The sequence below is a fragment of the Paenibacillus sp. JCM 18996 genome, from assembly GCF_055392555.1.
Genome location: NZ_AP043884.1, coordinates 466064 through 482909, shown reverse-complemented (window position 1 = coordinate 482909; position 16846 = coordinate 466064). Strand labels below are relative to the sequence as shown.

Here is a 16846-nt window from a genome sequence, read left to right as displayed (position 1 = left end):
AATCAAATGCTGACGCCGACTGTTTTTATCATGCGAATCCGAATATAAGAGCGGACAAAACATTCACTCAATCGGACTTGACACCTGGCTTGGCGAACAAATTATCCGCACCTTTTGCCAGTCATGTGTGCGTCACGTTTCCGGAAACGGCGTTTTTATTCCCCAATGAAAAAGTGAGCGTTACAGGTCTGCCGGTACGGGAGGAGATGTCTCGCGGTGATGCGGCCAGGGGACGATTGCAGTGCGGATTTCCCGGTAGCAAGAAGGTTATTCTGGTAATGGGCGGAAGTCTGGGCTCGAAAAAAGCCGGGCACCCCCCCCGGCTGTTCAGCATCTTCCTATCGGCTTCTCACTTCAAAAATGGCATACTTCAAATAGTGGCCTTCGTCCACACCGAGGATTTGAGGGTGATCTTTACCGGCCCCTCGGAATTCCACCAAGCGCAAAATCTTGCCTGCATCCATTGCCGCATCGTGAATCGTCTCCAGAAACAATTCCGGCCGTATGTGGTACGAGCAGCTCGCTGTGACCAGAAATCCGCCTTCATTGACCAGCTTCATCCCGTGCAGATTGATGTCCTTGTAGCCTCTGCAGGCTCCCTTGATGGCATTTCGCGTTTTGGCGAACGCGGGCGGGTCCAGAATGACCACATCCCAGGTGCGGCCTTCGGCAGTCAACTTCTTGGAAGTATCGACCTTCCCGGAGGCGGAGGCCGCGCGCTGTACTCTTTCTTCCGCGCCTTTCACCTGGCTCCGCAAATAATCGAACGCGTCGGCTACGACAAACTCCACCCGGTCTTCAAAACCGTTCAAGGCCACGTTCGTTTTGGCGTTTTCAATCGCGTGCGCGGAAATATCGAGGCATGTCACTTTCTTGGCACCGTATTTGCAAGCATGGAGTGTGAAGCTGCCCGTGTGGGAGAAGCATTCCAACACCGCAGCACCATCCCAGTAAGGAAAAGTTACCACTTTCCCGTTCGCGTTCACTGGAGCTTTAACAATCCCGTCCTCTGTCTCGACTTCTTTTATTTCAATACCGCTGCGCCGTCCCCAGCCTGTCATGAGCGGTTCGATAGAGGCCCGGTTTTCCCGTTGGTCGAAGAAATATCCCGTTTTCTGGCCTTCGTAAATATCGACCTCTATTGTCAGCCCGTTCTCGCGCACCTTTACATGACGCCGGCACTCTCCATAAAGCAGCCCTGTCATCTGCTCCAGCCCTTCCAGCTCTCTCACGGCAACATCGCTGCGTTCATAAATACCGGCAGGCTTCAATATTCTGACCAAAGCATTTATGATCTGGTCCCGGCATCTGTCCATACCGAGCGTCAGAATCTGTACGACCAGGATATCCGCGAATTTATCCACGATCAAGCCAGGAAGAAAATCCGCTTCGCCGTAGACGATTCTGCAGGAATCCGCGTCTTTCAGAAAACGCTGGCGGTGCTGCCAACAGGCGGAAATACGCTCTGCGAAAAATTCCGGCGTCATCTCTTCGATAGGACGGTAGCCGACTATCCGCACCGTGATCTGGGATTTCGGATTGATATAGCCGCTGGCCAGATACTGGCCCTTGTGATTATGCACGTCGACGATACCGCCGGGGACAATTTCTCCGTCTGTCCTTTCAATTTCGTTATGGAATACCCAAGGGTGTCCCTCTTCCAGCCTTTTTTTACGGTTGCGGTTTAAGTATACGGAAGCCATGCGTTCCCCCCGAAATAAAATAGAAAAATACACAATGCCATCACCAAACGAAAAAGCAGTCCTCTTAATAAGAGGAGCTGCCCGCCGAACCTGTTGTTACAAGAGCCACGCCGGAGCTTGTCCCAAGCCGCGTCGCCCCCGCTTCAATCATCCTAAGGGCGGTGTCCAGATCGCGTACTCCGCCTGAAGCCTTCACTCCGACCGAATCGGAAACGGATGCTCTCATGAGGCGGATATCTTCCACCGTCGCTCCGCCGTAGTTAAAGCCCGTGGAGGTTTTGACAAAATGGGCACCGGCCGCTTCGGACAACCGGCAGCCGATCCGCTTCTGCTCGTCGTTCAACAGTCCTGTCTCCAGAATCACTTTCACGATCGCTTGTCCCTCGACAGCCTTCACTACTTCAGCGATATCCGCCTGAACGAATGAATGGTCCCCGTCCAGCAGGTGTCCCACCGAAATGACCATGTCGATCTCGGATGCCCCGCGCTCGACTGCTTCAGCAGCTTCGAAAGCTTTTGCCGAGCTAAGGCCCGCGCCTAACGAGAATCCGGTCACCACGCAAACTTTCGTGCCGGAGCCCTGAAGCAGCTCCTTGCACAAGGCCGCCCATACGCTGTTAACGCATACGCTGTAAAAATTATATTTGCGCGCTTCTTCGCATAGCCCTTCAATCGTGCTTCTGCGGGCGTCGGGCTTTAAATAAGTATGGTCTATGTATCGGGCTAAAGTGTGCGGGTCCAAACCGTCATTACCCATTCTCATTCACCTCAAATCCAAGTTTATGCAGAGCTTTCTTGAGCACGGAATCGTTGTTTGCATAGCCGGAATGGGACTGCCGGTTCCACGCCTCCAAAGGATGCATCCATTCGACGCCGCGAATTTCCTCGACCTGCGCCTGAAGATGCCCTCCTACCGCTTCCACCAAATAATAATGCACTTCTTTATCTATCAGGCCCACATTGGGCAGCGAGTATTGGTAAGCGATTATTTCCAGTTTCTCCTCAATCCGGCCTTTTATCCCGGTTTCCTCGTCGATCTCCCGCAGCGCGGTCTGTTCAACCGTCTCGCCTGGCTCCATTTTACCTTTGGGCAGCGTAATTTTCCCGTATCTGTCCTGGATCATCTGCACCTGCAGCTGATCTCCCAGCTTGCGGTATACAACGCCGCCGGCGGAAATTTCTTTCATAACCCTCGTCTCCTTTCCCTGCATTGTGTAGAAGAAAAAGGATTCTGTTCCCGCAAGATCAAGCCCAGAATGAAATCCTTTCCTTCTTTAAGTACGCTTAACTCAACGCGACCGTCTCGCCTGAAGCCGCAGATTCGTATACGGCAAGTACCGCCTGAAGCGAGTCTCTTCCCTCTTCCCCGGTAACAAAAGGCTCTCTTCTTCGCTGCACCGCGTCAACAATATCCATAAACTGATAATAATGAGCGTTTCCATAAACGCGATGCTCGACACCCGTCGATTCGGTTTCGGCTGATTTGCTGACCAGGTTGGACTGGGAGTAATCAAGTCCATGAGTCCCTACTCCGTCTCCCTGCTGAAAATGCTCATAAACGAGCTTGTTGTTCTCGATAATGCAGGAGCCTTTTTCCCCGATCACCTCTACCCTGGTGGAAAGGCCCGGATAAGCGCAGGTGGTGGCGGAGAATACGCCAAGTGCGCCGCTCTCGAATTGAATGGCGGCCGTAAGGACGTCCTCCACTTCAATCCGCGGATGAAGAAGGTTGCCGGCGTTAGCGCGGATCGATGAGATCGCGCCGCCAAAGTAGCGGACAAGATCCAGCGTATGGATCGCCTGGTTCATCAATACCCCGCCTCCGTCCAACGCCCATGTGCCGCGCCAATCTCCGCTGGCATAATAAGAATCTGAGCGATACCAATGCACGTGGCCGTTGACAAGCACCACTTTCCCGAAAGCCCCGGCTTCAAGCTGGCGCTTCACCCGCACGGTCGCCTCATCGAAACGGTGCTGAAAAATACAGCTGAGCAGCACACCCGACTCCCGGCAGGCTGCCACCATCCGGTCCGCTACCGCCAGCGAAACGTCAATTGGCTTCTCTACCACGACATGCTTGCCGTACCGTGCGGCCTGAATGGCCATTTCCCCGTGGATTCCGCTGGGAGTGCAGATCGATACAACCTGGACCCGCTCATCCTTCAGCATCTCCTCATAGCTGTCATAGGCTTTACCCCCGAACTCCGCCGCATAGTTCTCAGCTTTAGAACCAACCTCGTCGGCAAAACCTGAAATTTCGGCATCCGGGACCAGCTTCAGCTGCTGCGCATGCAGCTTTCCGATAACCCCGCAGCCTGCAATTCCAAAACGGACCTTCTCTCCCATGTTTCCCCCAACCGCCTTTTTTTCAATTTTTTGGCGTTGTATGTAACCACTGCACCGCAGCAGCTTCCCCGGGGTACAGGGAAGCCTCAAGGAAGCAGCGGGCTAAAAACTTTTATTATGCGTTGACCACTTTTAATGGCTGCGCCGCCGGCATTAAAGAGCCTTTGCTCTCGTTCACCCCGGCCTCGGTCAGCCGTACGGAGCAAACCTGCCCGATCATATCCTCGCTGCCGTCAAACACAAGCTGAATGTAATTGTCAGAGTAGCCCATCATCAAGCCGCTGCCCGGCTGATCTTTGTAAGAACGCTCGGGAATAACCTCAAGCACCTGGCCGACAAATTGTTTGGAGTAGTCCAGCTGCATTCTTTCGGACAAATCGATCAGCTGATGGACGCGCTCGTTCTTCACTTCTTCGTCGATCTGATCTTCCATCCGCGCCGCAGGCGTGCCAGTGCGCTTAGAGTATGGGAACACATGCATTTCCGAGAATTTCATCTGTTCCATGAACTTGTAGCCGCGGCGGAACATCTCTTCGGTTTCGCCCGGGAAGCCCACAATCACGTCCGTCGTAATCGCCACACCCGGCATGATCTTGTGAATTTTCTCGACTTTGCTGCCGAACTCGGCTGTCGTGTATTTCCTTCTCATCCGCTTCAGCACGGAATCGTCTCCCGCCTGCAGCGGGATATGCAGATGACGGCACATTTTGTCCGACGCCTGGAGCACTTCCAGCACTTCGTCCGTAATTTGGCTCGCTTCAATGGAAGAAATGCGGATGCGCTTCAGTCCCTCCACCTTGTCCAAATCCCAAAGCAGCTTGGCCAGCGAATAGTTTTCCATATCCTCGCCGTAGCCTCCGGTATGAATGCCGGTCAGCACGATCTCCTGGTAACCGGCGTCCACCAGCATTCCCGCCTGGCGAATGACGCTTTCCGGCTCCCGGCTGCGCATTAACCCTCTCGACCACGGGATAATGCAGAACGTGCAGAAATTGTTGCAGCCCTCCTGGATTTTCAGGAATGCCCGGGTCCGGTCCGCAAAGTCAGGCACGTCGAGCTCTTCGAACGCCCTTGTCTTCATGATGTTGCGCACCGCGTTGATCGGCTGGCGCTCGGCTTCGAGCTGCTTCACGTAGTCCATAATCTTATCGCGGTCCTGCGTCCCTATGACGAGATCGACACCCGGAATGGCCAAAATTTGCGCTGGCGAAGTTTGCGCGTAGCAGCCGGTTACGGCCACAATCGCTTCCGGGTTCCGGCGGATCGCCCTGCGGATCATCTGCCTCGATTTTTTGTCTCCGGTGTTCGTAACCGTACAGGTATTAATCACATAGATATCGGCCGTCTGTTCAAAATCAACCTGTTCATAGCCTTCGCCCTTGAACTTCTGCCAGATCGCTTCCGTATCGTAAAAATTGACTTTACATCCCAATGTATGAAAAGCAACAGTTGCCATCGTTCATCCTCCAATCTCACCGATTTCATACAATATGCAAGAAAGCCCGACTAAAGCCGCCGTCTCCGTCCTAAGGATTCGTCTTCCCAAAGACACGGAATGGCAGCCCGCTTCGACGGCTTCCGTAATTTCTTGTTCGCTGAACCCGCCTTCCGGCCCTACGATCAGCATGATTTGCAGCTTCGTCCGGGATTCGCGGCCTTCGAGCCTGGATGCGATGTCCTTGACAAGCTCCCTGAAGGCTCCGCCGCTTTCTTTTTCATAGCAAATCCAGGCCTCATCCGCTTCCTTCGCAGCCTGCAGCAGCGCTTTCCAGCCAACCGGCGAATCGACCTCGGGTATCCGGTTGCGGTGCGCCTGCTCCGCCGCTTCTTTGGCGATCTTCTGCCAGCGTTCGAGACGCTTCGCTTCCTTTTTCCCGTCGTACTGGACGACCGTCCTTTCCGAGATAAAAGGCAGAAACCGGGCCGCTCCGACCTCCGTTCCTTTCTGGATGACCGTCTCCAGCTTGTCCCCTTTGGGCAAGCTCTGGGCGATCCACACATCGACGGCAGGTTCCTGCGTCCAGGGAAGCATCTCTACGATGTCCGCTGTTACGCTGTCCTTGGAGAGCGCGGTGATCCGTACCACGGCTTCGCGTTCCACGCCATCGCTGCAGATGAACGTGTCCCCAACCTCGGAGCGCATAACCCGCACGATGTGGTGGGCATCTTCCCCCGTCACGGTAACTGTATTTCCGAAAAATTGCGGGGCCGGAATAAAGTATCTTTGCATGCTGACCTCATTTACTTTTTCTTAAAATAATCACATTCCATCATACCTCGTTTACAACCAAAATGCTACCTTTTACAACAAATCCCTCTAACCGAACAGATGCGCATAAAACGACCTCATCGCGTGAAAAATGTCGCTTCTAAGAGACAGGATCGGCCCGATCGTGACGCGCGAAACCGGCGGGATAAACACCATAATGAGAAACAGAAAAACCGCCCACTGCTCAATCTGCCTCAGTTTGGCCATCATACGGCGAGGCAGCAAATCTTCAAGAATGCGGTAGCCGTCCAAAGGGGGAAGCGGTATGAGATTAAAAATAAAGAGCAGGATGTTGAGGCCCACCATATGGTTGGTGAATACCAGCAATGCGTCCACGCCCCCTTTGGAAAAGGAACGCATAACTCCGGAGACATCCAGCGCGTAGAAGATTCCAAGCCAGACAAATGCGATCAGCAAGTTGCTCACAGGGCCTGCAAGAGAGACGATGACCCCCATAAGCCGCGGATATTTAAAATAAGAGCGGTTGACCGGCACGGGCCTTGCCCACCCGAAGCCTGCGATAAAGATAAGAATGGTGCCGAGCAGGTCCAGATGCGCCATCGGATTGAGGGTGACCCGCCCGGCCTCTTTCGCAGTAGTATCTCCGAATAAGTATGCCGTGTACGCATGGGCAAATTCATGGAGCGTAAAGGCTATCATCAAGGCGAGAAAAATAAACGGCAGTTGATCCAAAGGAAAAGCTAAAAATGAACTCATCCGTCCGCACCTATCCTTTTCTAGCCACAAACACAACCCATTCGCCTTCGTAACGGCGGTCCGTAATTGTGAATCCGGCATTGGTCAATCCTTGCGCAACATCTTCCTCTTTGCTTTTGATGATGCCGGAGGCGATGTAGTGTCCGCCGCTCTGCAGCACATTGTATACGTCATCGAGAAAGAGCAGGATGATCTCGGCCAAAATATTCGCCACCACCGCCTGCACAGGAATCTCTACGCCCAGCCCGCTGCGGTTCGCTTCATCCGACTGGAGCACTCCAAGCAGGTCGCTGAGCTGGATCGTGATGGAATCCTGCAGTGCGTTCAGCCTGGTGTTCTCCTTGGCACTGGAAACCGACACAGGGTCAAGATCGAGCGCCAGCACATGCTTCGCGCCCAGCTTTGCCGCGGCGATGGCGAGAATGCCGGAGCCGGTGCCCACATCGATCACGTCATCTCCGGCCCGGATGACATCTTCAAGCGTCTGAAGGCACAGGGCGGTCGTTGCGTGCGTACCGGTGCCGAAGGCCATCCCCGGATCCAGCTCGAGAATAATTTCTTCCTCCGCCGGAGTATACTCCTCCCATGTGGGCTTCACGGTTAACCGGTTGGACACGCGCAAAGGCTTGAAATACTGCTTCCAGGCGTCCGCCCAATCCTCATCGTTCACAATCTGAAGATCCAGCGACGGTTCACCCGAATCGATGCCGATCACTTCAAGCTCTTCGATGGAGCATTTCAAGCTTGCCATAATTTCGTCCATTTTCGTTTCCTCCGGATAATAGCCTTTAATAATCGCGCGGCCTTCCGGGATATCGTTCAAGGGCATCTCGTACCACTGGCCGAAGGAAGTGTCCCTCTCCTTGTTCAGCGTGCCCGACTCCTCGATCGAGACGCCGCCGGCACCCAGCTCGTTCATAAAATTCGAAATCGCCTCAATCGCTTCTTCCGTCGTATGTACCGTTATTTCATACCAGCGCATGGAAGCCCCCCTCATTATTTATCTCTCATTATCGCCAATCGGTAAACATTTTTTCCAAACGTTCCCAAAAAATTCACACATACAAAACATTTCCATTGTACTACACTTGGGATGGGACGGCAAAAGACCACTCCCGGGCTCGCGGCAAAGCATAATATATTCAAACAGGTAAAAAGCCGGCTTGAGAGAGGAATTGGTTGACAATGGGAAAATGGTTTCTTCACCAGTTTTATTCGAAAGACACCGAAATCCGCAGCTTCTTGCCCCCAACCTCGTTATTTAACGAAGACACCCTGCAAGATTTTATGGAACGATACGGTACCGTCTACATTAAACCCGACAAAGAGCATATGGGTAAGGGAATCATTAAAGCGTGGAAAACGCACGAAGGATACGCTTTTGTCATTTTAAGGGGGGAACCGATACAATGCTTTTCCCTGGATGAGCTGTTTAGAGAAATAAAAAACCGCTCCCTTCCTCAGCCATACATCATTCAAAAAGCGATTCCTTTGGCACAAATCGATAACCGTATTTTCGATATAAGGGTCCTGATGATGCGCAACCGGCAGGACCGGTGGCAGTTCTTCGGTATCCTGTCCAAAGTGGCGGGACCGCAAAGCGTAATAACCAATATTGTCAGGTCGAAGGGCTACGTGACCACCTTTGAAGATTCGCTGGAGCAATCGCTTGGTTATTCTGCGGAGCAAGCCGAAAACGTCAAACAGCAGCTGATCCGCTTAAGCCATAGAATATGCCAAAGGGCCGGGAAAATTAAATACTATCAAAAAATCGGCAATGACTTTGCCATGGATAAAAACGGGAACATTTGGCTCATTGAAGTCAATTTTACTTACCCGGGCCTGAAAGTGTTTGCCAGTCTGCCTGGCAAAAAGTATTACCGGACCGTCAAAAAGATGAACGCGATTTTACGTCTGAGACGGCCGCTGCGAAAAAAAGAAGGTTAAGCGAAAAAAAAAACCAGGGAACTCTCTTGTCCCTGGTCTGGTTCTCCTACATCATTCCGCCGCCGTCGGCAATGATCTGCCTGGCCGCGGCTTCCTCCGCTTCTCCCACAACTACCGTGAGCAGCACGTCCCGGCCTGTAGGGCCGCCCTGCCCGCCGTCGCTTAATCCGCTAGCATTGACGTCCGCAGAAGCCAGAATTCCCGCGCTGCGGTTTGAAATATCGGCGTTCAACGTCATGCTGGCCAAGCTGCGGATGTCGCCGGCCGCCGGATTGAAATAGCTGTTCATTTCACCGTCCGGATAACGGCTGAAACGGTCGATCTGCATATCCGCCACACTCAGCGACTTCAGCTTGGCTGCGGCATTCTCCGCTTCTTCGGGGCTTTTGAAATAAGCCAATATATTTTTTTCAACCATAGAATCAGTCCTCCCGGTATGCTTGATCCGCTTGGCGCGCATCAGCCTGTTCCGCCCGGTGGAGTGCTTCCATATCTTCCTCGTCGGCCAGCCTTTCGCTGAACTCCACATTCTCGTACCGGCCTTCCCTCGGGTCCCGGTCCTCGTAAACCTGCTTCAAGTCAGGCATAGTCTTCCCTCCTTTTTCCTGCTCCCCTTATTGTTGGCCAGGAAGATGGAAACTATGCCACGGGACATCCCGTTTAGTTCATTTCCACTTGTCCGTTCATCTGCTTTTTAATATGAAAACCTTTCCTGTAATAAACGGCTGCCATGAGGATCAGGAACAGGGGTCCAATCACCAATGCGATTCTCGTATCCGGGAAATAAGCCATGATCCCCACTACAAAAGCCAGGAAGGCCAAACAAATATAGCCTGCTGCAGGAGCCAAAGGCATTTTATACGTTAACCTCCCGCGTTCCTGCGGAGTCAAGCTTTTGCGGAAACGGATTTGGGCCACCAAGATCATCACCCATGTCCAAATGGCTCCAAATGTCGCAATGCTGGTGACCCACATGAACACTTTTTCCGGAACGATATAGTTCAGCAGTACTCCTATCAACAAGGCAAGTGAGGAAGCTACGATTGCTGAGCTTGGCACACCGGTTTTGCCCAGCTTGGCGAATCGGGGAGAAGCTTCCCCCTGCTGGGCCAAGTTAAACAGCATCCGCCCGGTGCTGAAAATACCGCTGTTGCAGGAAGACAAAGCCGCGGTCAGCACGACAAAATTGATAATTCCCGCAGCGGCCGGAATGCCGAAGTTGTCGAACATCATGACAAAAGGGCTTCCGTTCTGGCCGATCTCGTTCCATGGATAAATGGAAATGATGACAAACAATGCGCCCACATAGAAAATCAGGATTCTCCAAAATACGGAATCGATCGCTTTAGCCAACGATTTTTTCGGATTCTTCGCCTCACCGGCGGTTACACCGATCATTTCTATCCCGAGGTAAGCGAAAAACACCATCTGCAGCGACATAAGCACCCCTTGAAAACCGTTAGGGAAAAATCCGCCGTGACTCCACAAATTGCTAATGCCGACAGAGGCTCCGCCGTTTCCAAAGCCAAAAATAATCATGCCCAAGCCGGAAACGATCATCGCCAGAATCGTAACGATTTTGATCAGGGCAAACCAGAATTCAAATTCCCCATACGCTTTAACGGCAACCAGGTTGACGATGCTCATGACAATAAGTGCGGCGAAAGCCCAAATCCACCGCGGGGTTCCCGGGAACCAGTGTTCCATATATACTCCTACAGCCGTAATCTCCGCCATACAGGTGACAATCCATAAAAACCAATAATTCCAGCCGGTTAAATAACCGAATACGGGACTTATATAATCGCGGGCATAACGGGAAAACGAGCCTGCCACCGGATTGTGGATTGCCATTTCCCCAAGCGCCCTCATGATGAAAAACATGACCAAACCGCCAAGCCCATAAGCCAAAAGGATTCCGGGGCCGGCTAACTTGATTGCCGAAGCGGAGCCCAGAAACAGGCCCACCCCAATAGCAGCGCCTAAAGACATTAAAGTAATATGGCGTTCTTCCAAGCCTCTCCGTAATTCCATTGACTGCTGATTCCTACTCATATTAGCTGCCTCCTCTTACTTTTATAACACTATACATTGAAAGCGTTTACTTATTGTTTCCATAACGATATTACCATATCTAATACATTGTGATATTGTCAAATCACCAAAAAATAGGCCTTTGAATTTGCTCTGCAGTTGGGAGTGAACACGGCGGACGGTTCGGTAACTTATGTGGCCGTCGCTAAAGACCTCGGATACAATTATGTTCCGGTGGAAAAAGCTTTGGAAAAGGAATTGGCGGCAGTGTAATAAAACGATATAGGCAGACTCCTTTACGAAACAAAAAGCACACCGCGTCTTAAGACTGCACGCGATGTGCTTTTAACGAATTCAGTCGCCGAGAAAGGCTCTCTTCATTCTTTCAAAAACCGACTGCTGCTGCTCGTGCGTATGCTCGCCGCTGAGTCCGGCGAACTGACGCAGCAGCTCCTTCTGCTCGTCGGTCATAGAGGTCGGGGTGACAATCACGACTTTCACGTGCTGGTCCCCCTGGCCGGTGCCGCGCAAGCGCGGAACTCCTTTGCCTCTCAACCGGAAGTAAGTGTCCGTCTGGGTTCCGGCGGGAATCTTCAGCTTTACTTTTTCCGTCAAAGTCGGGATCTCGATTTCATCGCCCAAAGCCGCCTGCGTAAAAGTAAGCGGGACCTCGCAGTAGATGTCTTCGCCTTCACGGTCGAAAAATTCATGCGGCTTCACGCGAAGGACGACGTACAGGTCGCCCGACGGGCCTCCGCGCGTTCCCGTTTCCCCTTCGCCCGAGATCCGCAGCTGCGCACCCTCATCGACTCCCGCGGGAATTTTGACGTGAATTTTGCGCTGCTTTTTCACTTTGCCCGCACCGCGGCAGTCAGAGCATTTTTCTTTGATAAACTGTCCGGTGCCGCCGCAGTTCGTACAAGCCCTGCGGTTTACAATCCTCCCGAAAGGCGTGTTCTGCACCGCTTCCTGCTGTCCGCTGCCGTGGCAAACGGAACAGGTTTCGGGTCTCGTACCCGGCTTCGCACCCGAACCGTGACAAGTATCGCAGGTTTCCGTGCGGGGAATCGTAATGTCCATTTCCTTGCCGAATACAGCTTCCTTAAATTCGATCGTTAGCGTGTACTGCAGATCGTTTCCCCGCTGGGGAGCATTCGGATTCCGCCTGCTTCCCCCGCTTCCGCCGAAGAACATGTCAAACAAATCGCCAAATCCGCCGAAATCCTGGGCTCCGCCAAAACCGCCGCCGCCCATTCCCTGATTCGGATCGACATGGCCGAAACGGTCGTACGTCGCCTTCTTCTGGTCGTCGCTCAATACGTCGTAAGCTTCCTTCGCTTCTTTAAATTTCTCTTCGGCGTCGGCTGCTTTATTGACATCGGGATGAAATTTGCGGGCCATTTGACGATAAGCTTTTTTAATTTCCTCTTGAGATGCGTCCTTGGAAACCCCGAGCACCTCGTAATAATCCCGTTTACTCATCGTTCCACTCCCATTTGATTGCCTTTTCTAACACAAAAGAAAGTGCAGGCCGGAGAACCGCTGCTGCGGCATTATATCCGCCCGCCAGCTCCGGTTCTCCGCAGTCTGCGGCCGCCCGTCCACGCAGATTAAATTTACCTGCCGGGACTTGCGCGACGCGCCGCAGCAGCCTATACTTTCCGCTTGCTTACATCAACGCTAAAGTTGTCTTATTTCTTCTTTTCTTTGTCGTCTACCACTTCGTAGTCCGCGTCAACGACATTTTCCTTCTTAGGTCCTTCCGCGCCGCCTTCAGCTCCGCCTTGAGCCGCCCCGGCCTGCTGGGCCGCCTGCTCGTAAAGCTTCACGGACAGCTGCTGCACCGACTCGGACAGCTTCTCGGTAGCGGCTTTGATTTCGTCCAGGTTGTCGCCTTCCAAAGCTTTTTTCAACGCTTCTTTCGCCTCGTTCGCTTTGTCGACTTCGGCTTGCTCGGCTTTATCGCCCAGGTCCTTGATTGTTTTGTCCACGGAGTAGATCAGCTGATCCGCGTTGTTGCGCGCTTCAACCAGCTCTTTGCGCTTCCGGTCTTCTTCGGCGTGGGCTTCCGCGTCCTTCATCATTTTATCGATTTCCTCGTCGCTGAGGCCGCTGGAGGAAGTAATGGTGATTTTCTGGCTCTTGCCTGTTCCCTTATCCAGAGCGGATACGTTAACGATACCGTTGGCGTCAATATCGAAGGTAACTTCGATTTGAGGGATACCGCGAGGGGCCGGAGGAATGTCTCCCAGCATAAAGCGGCCGAGCGTTTTGTTGTCGCCCGCCATCGAGCGCTCCCCTTGCAGCACGTGGATTTCAACGCTCGGCTGGTTATCCGCGTAAGTGGTGAACACCTGAGACTTCGTTGTAGGGATGGTCGTGTTGCGCTCGATCATTTTGGTGAATACGCCGCCCGCTGTTTCAATGCCCAGGGACAACGGAGTAACGTCCAGAAGCACGACGTCCTTCACGTCACCGGTTAGCACGCCCGCTTGGACCGCTGCGCCAAGGGCAACGACTTCGTCAGGGTTAACGCCTTTGTGAGGCTCTTTGCCGATCAGCTTCTTGATCGCTTCCTGCACCGCAGGAATACGCGTAGATCCCCCGACGAGAACCACTTTATCGATATCGGCCGCAGTCATGCCGGCATCGCTCAGCGCTTGGCGGGTAGGTCCGAGCGTTCTTTCCACCAGGCTCGCTGTCAATTCATCAAATTTGGAACGGCTCAGGTTGACTTCCAAGTGCTGGGGAACTCCGTCCACCACGGTGATAAACGGCAGGGAAATCGTTGTGCTCACTACCCCGGACAGTTCTTTTTTCGCTTTTTCCGCGGCATCCTTCAAACGCTGAACCGCCGCTTTATCTTTGGACAGGTCGATGCCGTGCTCTTTTTTGAACTCGGCTGCCAGATAGTCGATAATCGCCTGGTCGAAGTCGTCTCCGCCCAGCTTGTTGTCGCCGGAAGTCGCTTTTACTTCAAAGAAGCCGTCTCCCAGCTCAAGAATCGATACGTCGAATGTACCGCCGCCCAAGTCATAGACGAGGATCGTCTGGTCTTCGGATTTTTCCAGGCCGTATGCCAAAGCCGCAGCTGTAGGCTCGTTGATGATACGAAGCACTTCAAGTCCCGCGATTTTACCGGCATCCTTGGTAGCTTGGCGCTGGCTGTCGTTGAAATACGCAGGTACGGTAATGACCGCCTGGGTTACGGGAGATCCAAGGTAAGCTTCCGCGTCGGATTTCAGCTTTTGCAGAATCATAGCGGAAATTTCCTGCGGGCTGTATTCGTTGTTGTCGATTTTTTCTTTGTGGTTGGTGCCCATGTGGCGCTTGATGGAAATGATCGTGCGCTCGGGGTTGGTAATCGCCTGGCGCTTCGCCGTCTCCCCGACTACACGCTCGCCGTCCTTCTTAAAGCCCACAACGGAAGGAGTCGTGCGGTTGCCCTCCGGGTTCGGAATGACGACAGCTTCCCCGCCCTCCATTACGGCTACACAGGAGTTTGTTGTTCCTAAGTCAATCCCAATTACTTTACTCATGACCGAGATGGCCTCCTTTTGATTGAGAGAAAAATGTTTGGTGCGGTATATTCTTAATTCGGCATAAATCCGTTAAACGCTGACTTTCACCATGGCCGGACGGATTACTTTGTCCTTCAGCAGATAGCCCTTCTGGACTTCCTCGACTACGATGCCTTCTTCATGCTCCTCGGATTCCACCTGCATGATTGCCTGATGGAATTCCGGGTTGAAAGGCTGACCTACCGCCTCGATCGGCTTCAGGCCTTCCTGTTCTAGCACTCCGTCCAACTGGCGGAATGTCATTTCCAGACCTTTGATCAACGCATCGAAATCCTTGTTGTCTTTGCTGGAACTCAGCGCTCTTTCAAAGTTGTCCACCACAGGAAGCAGCTGCTCGATCAGCTTCAAAGAAGCGTATTTGGCGAACTCCTCCTTCTCCAGGCGGGTGCGGCGGCGGAAATTATCGAAATCAGCTTGTGCTCTCACATAACGCTGATAATTTTCCTCTGCTTGCTGGCGAAGCTCCTCCCATTTGGAGTCCACGTCATCGAAATCGGCGTCTTCGTCCGTCTGCTGTCCTTGCTGGGCGTGGTTTTCACCTGCCTCATATGTAGCCTCGGCATCCTGCTCCACGCTGCCCGCTGCGGATTGAACCTTTTCCTTTTCCTTATCCTCAACGCTCACTTGCAATTCACCTCCTTATATCGGTAGACTTTCGAACACCTATATAACAATTTAACCTAATTTCCGTCAAAAATCACCCTCGCCCGCGGTGCCCTTCATTTTGATCACCGTATGGATTCTCAGCACCGCGGCAGCTACCTCTCCGGCGGCCCGCAGGGCGTACAGCTTCACCAGGGTCGGATCGATCACGCCAAGCCCCATGTAATCGGCAAGCGCCCCCGTGTCGCAATCCATTCCGATGCTGTCGGAGCCCTCCGCGAGCTGTGCCGCGCGGATCTCCTCCAGCTTCTCCAGCGGATTGTAGCCCGCGTTGACCACAATCTGCGACAGCGGCTTGCGCAAAGCCTGGGCGACGGCCGCGACGCCGAAGCCCTCCATGCCTTTGAACGTGTCGCGGAACCGCTCGAGCTCCTGGGCCACCGTGATCTCCACGGTGCCCCCGCCGGGCAGGTAGCCGCCGCGCACGCCGGCCTGCAGCGCGGAAGCCGCATCCTTGGCGATCCGCGCCCGCTCGCCGACGACCTCGCTGGTGCTGGCTCCGACCAGCACCGTGACCGTCGGCCTGCCGCGCCCGCCGCTCAGGCGGACGCGCCGGATCTTGTCGTCGTAGGCGACACGGCCCGCCAGGCCGAGGTAAGCCGACAGCTCCGGCGCGGACTTGCTCAGCGCCGTGCGCTTGACGGGCGTCGCGCCGGTGAACTCCGCGAGCTGCTTAAGCTGCCTGCGGGATACCCGCTGCAGCACCATGATGCCTTGGTCGGCGCAGAACTGCTCCGCCTCGGCGTCGACGCCCCTGTCGGCCGCGATCAGGCCGACCCCGAGCGACGCCAGCAGCGCCAGCTGCCGGCGGAACTGCTCGCGCAGCTCCAGCTGCCGGCGGAAGCCCGCCTCCGTCGTCAGCGCTTCCTCGTCGACGCCCTCCGGCTTCAGCGCGTCGACGAGCACGAGCACCGGAGCGTCCCCGAGGGACCGCTCCATCTGCTCGTTCACGGGCTTCTGCTCCAGCAGAAGCCCGGGCCAAACCTCGCTAACCGCCCGCTCATGGGCGACGACCATATCGGCAAACCGGAAGCTCTCTTCGAGGAGCTTTCCGGTGCCGACGCGCCCGGCGGCCTCGACAACGAGCCGGGCGATATCCGCGTGCTCCCGCCCGGCGATGTACGCCAGGCGGTGCAGCATCGCGTCGTCCAGCCCGTCGATCGGGCGGGACCGCCGCTGCAGCTCGGCCATCGCGCGGGCAATGCCCTCCTGCATGCCGCGCACCACCTTCGCGGCCGGCACGCCTTTCGCGACCATCGCCGCGCCTTCGGCGACGAGGGCGCCGGCGAGCACGGTCGCCGTCGTCGTACCGTCGCCGACCTGCTCCTGCTGGGAGCGCGCCACCTGGATGAGCAGCCGCGCAGCCGGATGGGTAACGTCCATCATCTCGAGGATCGTCACCCCGTCGTTGGTGATAATGACGTCACCCCCGGCCCCGACAAGCATCGTATCGAGCCCCTTGGGCCCCAGCGTGCTTTCCACAGCCGAACAGATCGCACGGATCGCATTGGCGTTATTCATTAAAGTGGAATAGCGTTCGTCCGCCTCCTGATTCCCCTGCTTTCCGTTCATGAAAGGCATTATCC

16 protein-coding genes and 1 pseudogene are annotated in these 16846 nt (G+C 54.2%); 2 read left to right on the top strand and 15 right to left on the bottom strand.

The features are described from left to right. Positions 1 to 338: 338 nt before the first annotated feature. From ACZ5N7_RS02340 to prmA, 8 genes are all read right to left on the bottom strand, one after another. Positions 339 to 1703 (bottom strand): class I SAM-dependent rRNA methyltransferase, encoded by a 1365-nt coding sequence (locus tag ACZ5N7_RS02340; protein ID WP_464657049.1) that lies wholly within the window; start codon positions 1701 to 1703, stop codon positions 339 to 341. Positions 1704 to 1767: 64 nt separating this feature from the next. Next, a complete protein-coding gene (gene deoC, locus ACZ5N7_RS02335; protein ID WP_464657047.1) occupies positions 1768 to 2460 on the bottom strand; it encodes a deoxyribose-phosphate aldolase in 693 nt (230 codons plus the stop codon). Beyond that, complete coding sequence (locus ACZ5N7_RS02330; RefSeq protein WP_464657045.1) at positions 2453 to 2890, bottom strand: NUDIX hydrolase; 438 nt, start codon at positions 2888 to 2890, stop codon at positions 2453 to 2455. The genes deoC and ACZ5N7_RS02330 overlap by 8 nt, the downstream gene beginning before the upstream one ends. 97 nt (positions 2891 to 2987) lie before the next feature. Beyond that, on the bottom strand, positions 2988 to 4049 hold the full coding sequence (locus ACZ5N7_RS02325; RefSeq protein ID WP_464657043.1) for a Gfo/Idh/MocA family protein: 1062 nt from the start codon (positions 4047 to 4049) through the stop codon (positions 2988 to 2990). A 115-nt stretch (positions 4050 to 4164) separates the two neighbouring features. Beyond that, positions 4165 to 5505, bottom strand: a complete 1341-nt coding sequence (gene mtaB, locus ACZ5N7_RS02320) for a tRNA (N(6)-L-threonylcarbamoyladenosine(37)-C(2))-methylthiotransferase MtaB (RefSeq protein WP_464657041.1) — start codon at positions 5503 to 5505, stop codon at positions 4165 to 4167. Positions 5506 to 5508: 3 nt separating this feature from the next. After that, complete coding sequence (locus ACZ5N7_RS02315) at positions 5509 to 6279, bottom strand: 16S rRNA (uracil(1498)-N(3))-methyltransferase (protein ID WP_464657039.1); 771 nt, start codon at positions 6277 to 6279, stop codon at positions 5509 to 5511. An 87-nt stretch (positions 6280 to 6366) separates the two neighbouring features. Further along, on the bottom strand, positions 6367 to 7035 hold the full coding sequence (locus ACZ5N7_RS02310) for a site-2 protease family protein (protein WP_464657037.1): 669 nt from the start codon (positions 7033 to 7035) through the stop codon (positions 6367 to 6369). Between the two features lie 10 nt (positions 7036 to 7045). Continuing rightward, positions 7046 to 8017: a 50S ribosomal protein L11 methyltransferase gene (gene prmA, locus ACZ5N7_RS02305; RefSeq protein WP_464657035.1), complete on the bottom strand. Its 972-nt coding sequence runs from the start codon at positions 8015 to 8017 to the stop codon at positions 7046 to 7048. A gap of 203 nt (positions 8018 to 8220) precedes the next feature. Here prmA and ACZ5N7_RS02300 point away from each other — a divergent pair, with 203 nt between their 5' ends. After that, positions 8221 to 8982: a YheC/YheD family protein gene (locus tag ACZ5N7_RS02300; RefSeq protein WP_464657033.1), complete on the top strand. Its 762-nt coding sequence runs from the start codon at positions 8221 to 8223 to the stop codon at positions 8980 to 8982. A gap of 46 nt (positions 8983 to 9028) precedes the next feature. Here the strand turns inward: ACZ5N7_RS02300 and ACZ5N7_RS02295 are convergent, their stop codons facing one another. The 3 genes from ACZ5N7_RS02295 to ACZ5N7_RS02285 all read right to left on the bottom strand — a co-directional run bounded on the left by ACZ5N7_RS02295 (position 9029) and on the right by ACZ5N7_RS02285 (position 11037). Further along, positions 9029 to 9400, bottom strand: a complete 372-nt coding sequence (locus ACZ5N7_RS02295; protein WP_464657032.1) for a hypothetical protein — start codon at positions 9398 to 9400, stop codon at positions 9029 to 9031. Between the two features lie 4 nt (positions 9401 to 9404). Next, positions 9405 to 9569 (bottom strand): YfhD family protein, encoded by a 165-nt coding sequence (locus ACZ5N7_RS02290; RefSeq protein WP_464657030.1) that lies wholly within the window; start codon positions 9567 to 9569, stop codon positions 9405 to 9407. Positions 9570 to 9642: 73 nt separating this feature from the next. Next, positions 9643 to 11037 (bottom strand): amino acid permease, encoded by a 1395-nt coding sequence (locus tag ACZ5N7_RS02285; RefSeq protein WP_464657029.1) that lies wholly within the window; start codon positions 11035 to 11037, stop codon positions 9643 to 9645. A 129-nt stretch (positions 11038 to 11166) separates the two neighbouring features. On the opposite strand from ACZ5N7_RS02285, the pseudogene ACZ5N7_RS02280 reads away from it, so the two are divergent. Next, positions 11167 to 11289: pseudogene (locus tag ACZ5N7_RS02280) on the top strand (alanine dehydrogenase); the annotation flags it as partial. An 81-nt stretch (positions 11290 to 11370) separates the two neighbouring features. Here ACZ5N7_RS02280 and dnaJ read toward each other — a convergent pair. The 4 genes from dnaJ to ACZ5N7_RS02260 form a co-directional block, all read right to left on the bottom strand. Beyond that, the gene (gene dnaJ, locus ACZ5N7_RS02275) at positions 11371 to 12498 is read right to left on the bottom strand and encodes a molecular chaperone DnaJ (RefSeq protein WP_464657027.1); all 1128 of its coding nucleotides are present in this window, start codon (positions 12496 to 12498) and stop codon (positions 11371 to 11373) included. 209 nt (positions 12499 to 12707) lie between these two features. Continuing rightward, the gene (gene dnaK / locus ACZ5N7_RS02270; RefSeq protein ID WP_464657025.1) at positions 12708 to 14555 is read right to left on the bottom strand and encodes a molecular chaperone DnaK; all 1848 of its coding nucleotides are present in this window, start codon (positions 14553 to 14555) and stop codon (positions 12708 to 12710) included. A 72-nt stretch (positions 14556 to 14627) separates the two neighbouring features. Then, the gene (gene grpE, locus ACZ5N7_RS02265) at positions 14628 to 15221 is read right to left on the bottom strand and encodes a nucleotide exchange factor GrpE (RefSeq protein WP_464657024.1); all 594 of its coding nucleotides are present in this window, start codon (positions 15219 to 15221) and stop codon (positions 14628 to 14630) included. 66 nt (positions 15222 to 15287) lie between these two features. Beyond that, the gene (locus ACZ5N7_RS02260) at positions 15288 to 16832 is read right to left on the bottom strand and encodes a TCP-1/cpn60 chaperonin family protein (RefSeq protein ID WP_464657023.1); all 1545 of its coding nucleotides are present in this window, start codon (positions 16830 to 16832) and stop codon (positions 15288 to 15290) included. Positions 16833 to 16846 lie beyond the last annotated feature (14 nt).

What these genes read in the sequence shown, in the direction of transcription:
- ACZ5N7_RS02340 (WP_464657049.1), bottom strand. Translation starts at nt 1,703, where the DNA reads ATGGCTTCCGTATACTTAAACCGCAACCGTAAAAAAAGGCTGGAAGAG.
- deoC (WP_464657047.1), bottom strand. Translation starts at nt 2,460, where the DNA reads ATGGGTAATGACGGTTTGGACCCGCACACTTTAGCCCGATACATAGAC.
- ACZ5N7_RS02330 (WP_464657045.1), bottom strand. Translation starts at nt 2,890, where the DNA reads ATGAAAGAAATTTCCGCCGGCGGCGTTGTATACCGCAAGCTGGGAGAT.
- ACZ5N7_RS02325 (WP_464657043.1), bottom strand. Translation starts at nt 4,049, where the DNA reads ATGGGAGAGAAGGTCCGTTTTGGAATTGCAGGCTGCGGGGTTATCGGA.
- mtaB (WP_464657041.1), bottom strand. Translation starts at nt 5,505, where the DNA reads ATGGCAACTGTTGCTTTTCATACATTGGGATGTAAAGTCAATTTTTAC.
- ACZ5N7_RS02315 (WP_464657039.1), bottom strand. Translation starts at nt 6,279, where the DNA reads ATGCAAAGATACTTTATTCCGGCCCCGCAATTTTTCGGAAATACAGTT.
- ACZ5N7_RS02310 (WP_464657037.1), bottom strand. Translation starts at nt 7,035, where the DNA reads ATGAGTTCATTTTTAGCTTTTCCTTTGGATCAACTGCCGTTTATTTTT.
- prmA (WP_464657035.1), bottom strand. Translation starts at nt 8,017, where the DNA reads ATGCGCTGGTATGAAATAACGGTACATACGACGGAAGAAGCGATTGAG.
- ACZ5N7_RS02300 (WP_464657033.1), top strand. Translation starts at nt 8,221, where the DNA reads ATGGGAAAATGGTTTCTTCACCAGTTTTATTCGAAAGACACCGAAATC.
- ACZ5N7_RS02295 (WP_464657032.1), bottom strand. Translation starts at nt 9,400, where the DNA reads ATGGTTGAAAAAAATATATTGGCTTATTTCAAAAGCCCCGAAGAAGCG.
- ACZ5N7_RS02290 (WP_464657030.1), bottom strand. Translation starts at nt 9,569, where the DNA reads ATGCCTGACTTGAAGCAGGTTTACGAGGACCGGGACCCGAGGGAAGGC.
- ACZ5N7_RS02285 (WP_464657029.1), bottom strand. Translation starts at nt 11,037, where the DNA reads ATGAGTAGGAATCAGCAGTCAATGGAATTACGGAGAGGCTTGGAAGAA.
- dnaJ (WP_464657027.1), bottom strand. Translation starts at nt 12,498, where the DNA reads ATGAGTAAACGGGATTATTACGAGGTGCTCGGGGTTTCCAAGGACGCA.
- dnaK (WP_464657025.1), bottom strand. Translation starts at nt 14,555, where the DNA reads ATGAGTAAAGTAATTGGGATTGACTTAGGAACAACAAACTCCTGTGTA.
- ACZ5N7_RS02260 (WP_464657023.1), bottom strand. Translation starts at nt 16,832, where the DNA reads ATGAACGGAAAGCAGGGGAATCAGGAGGCGGACGAACGCTATTCCACT.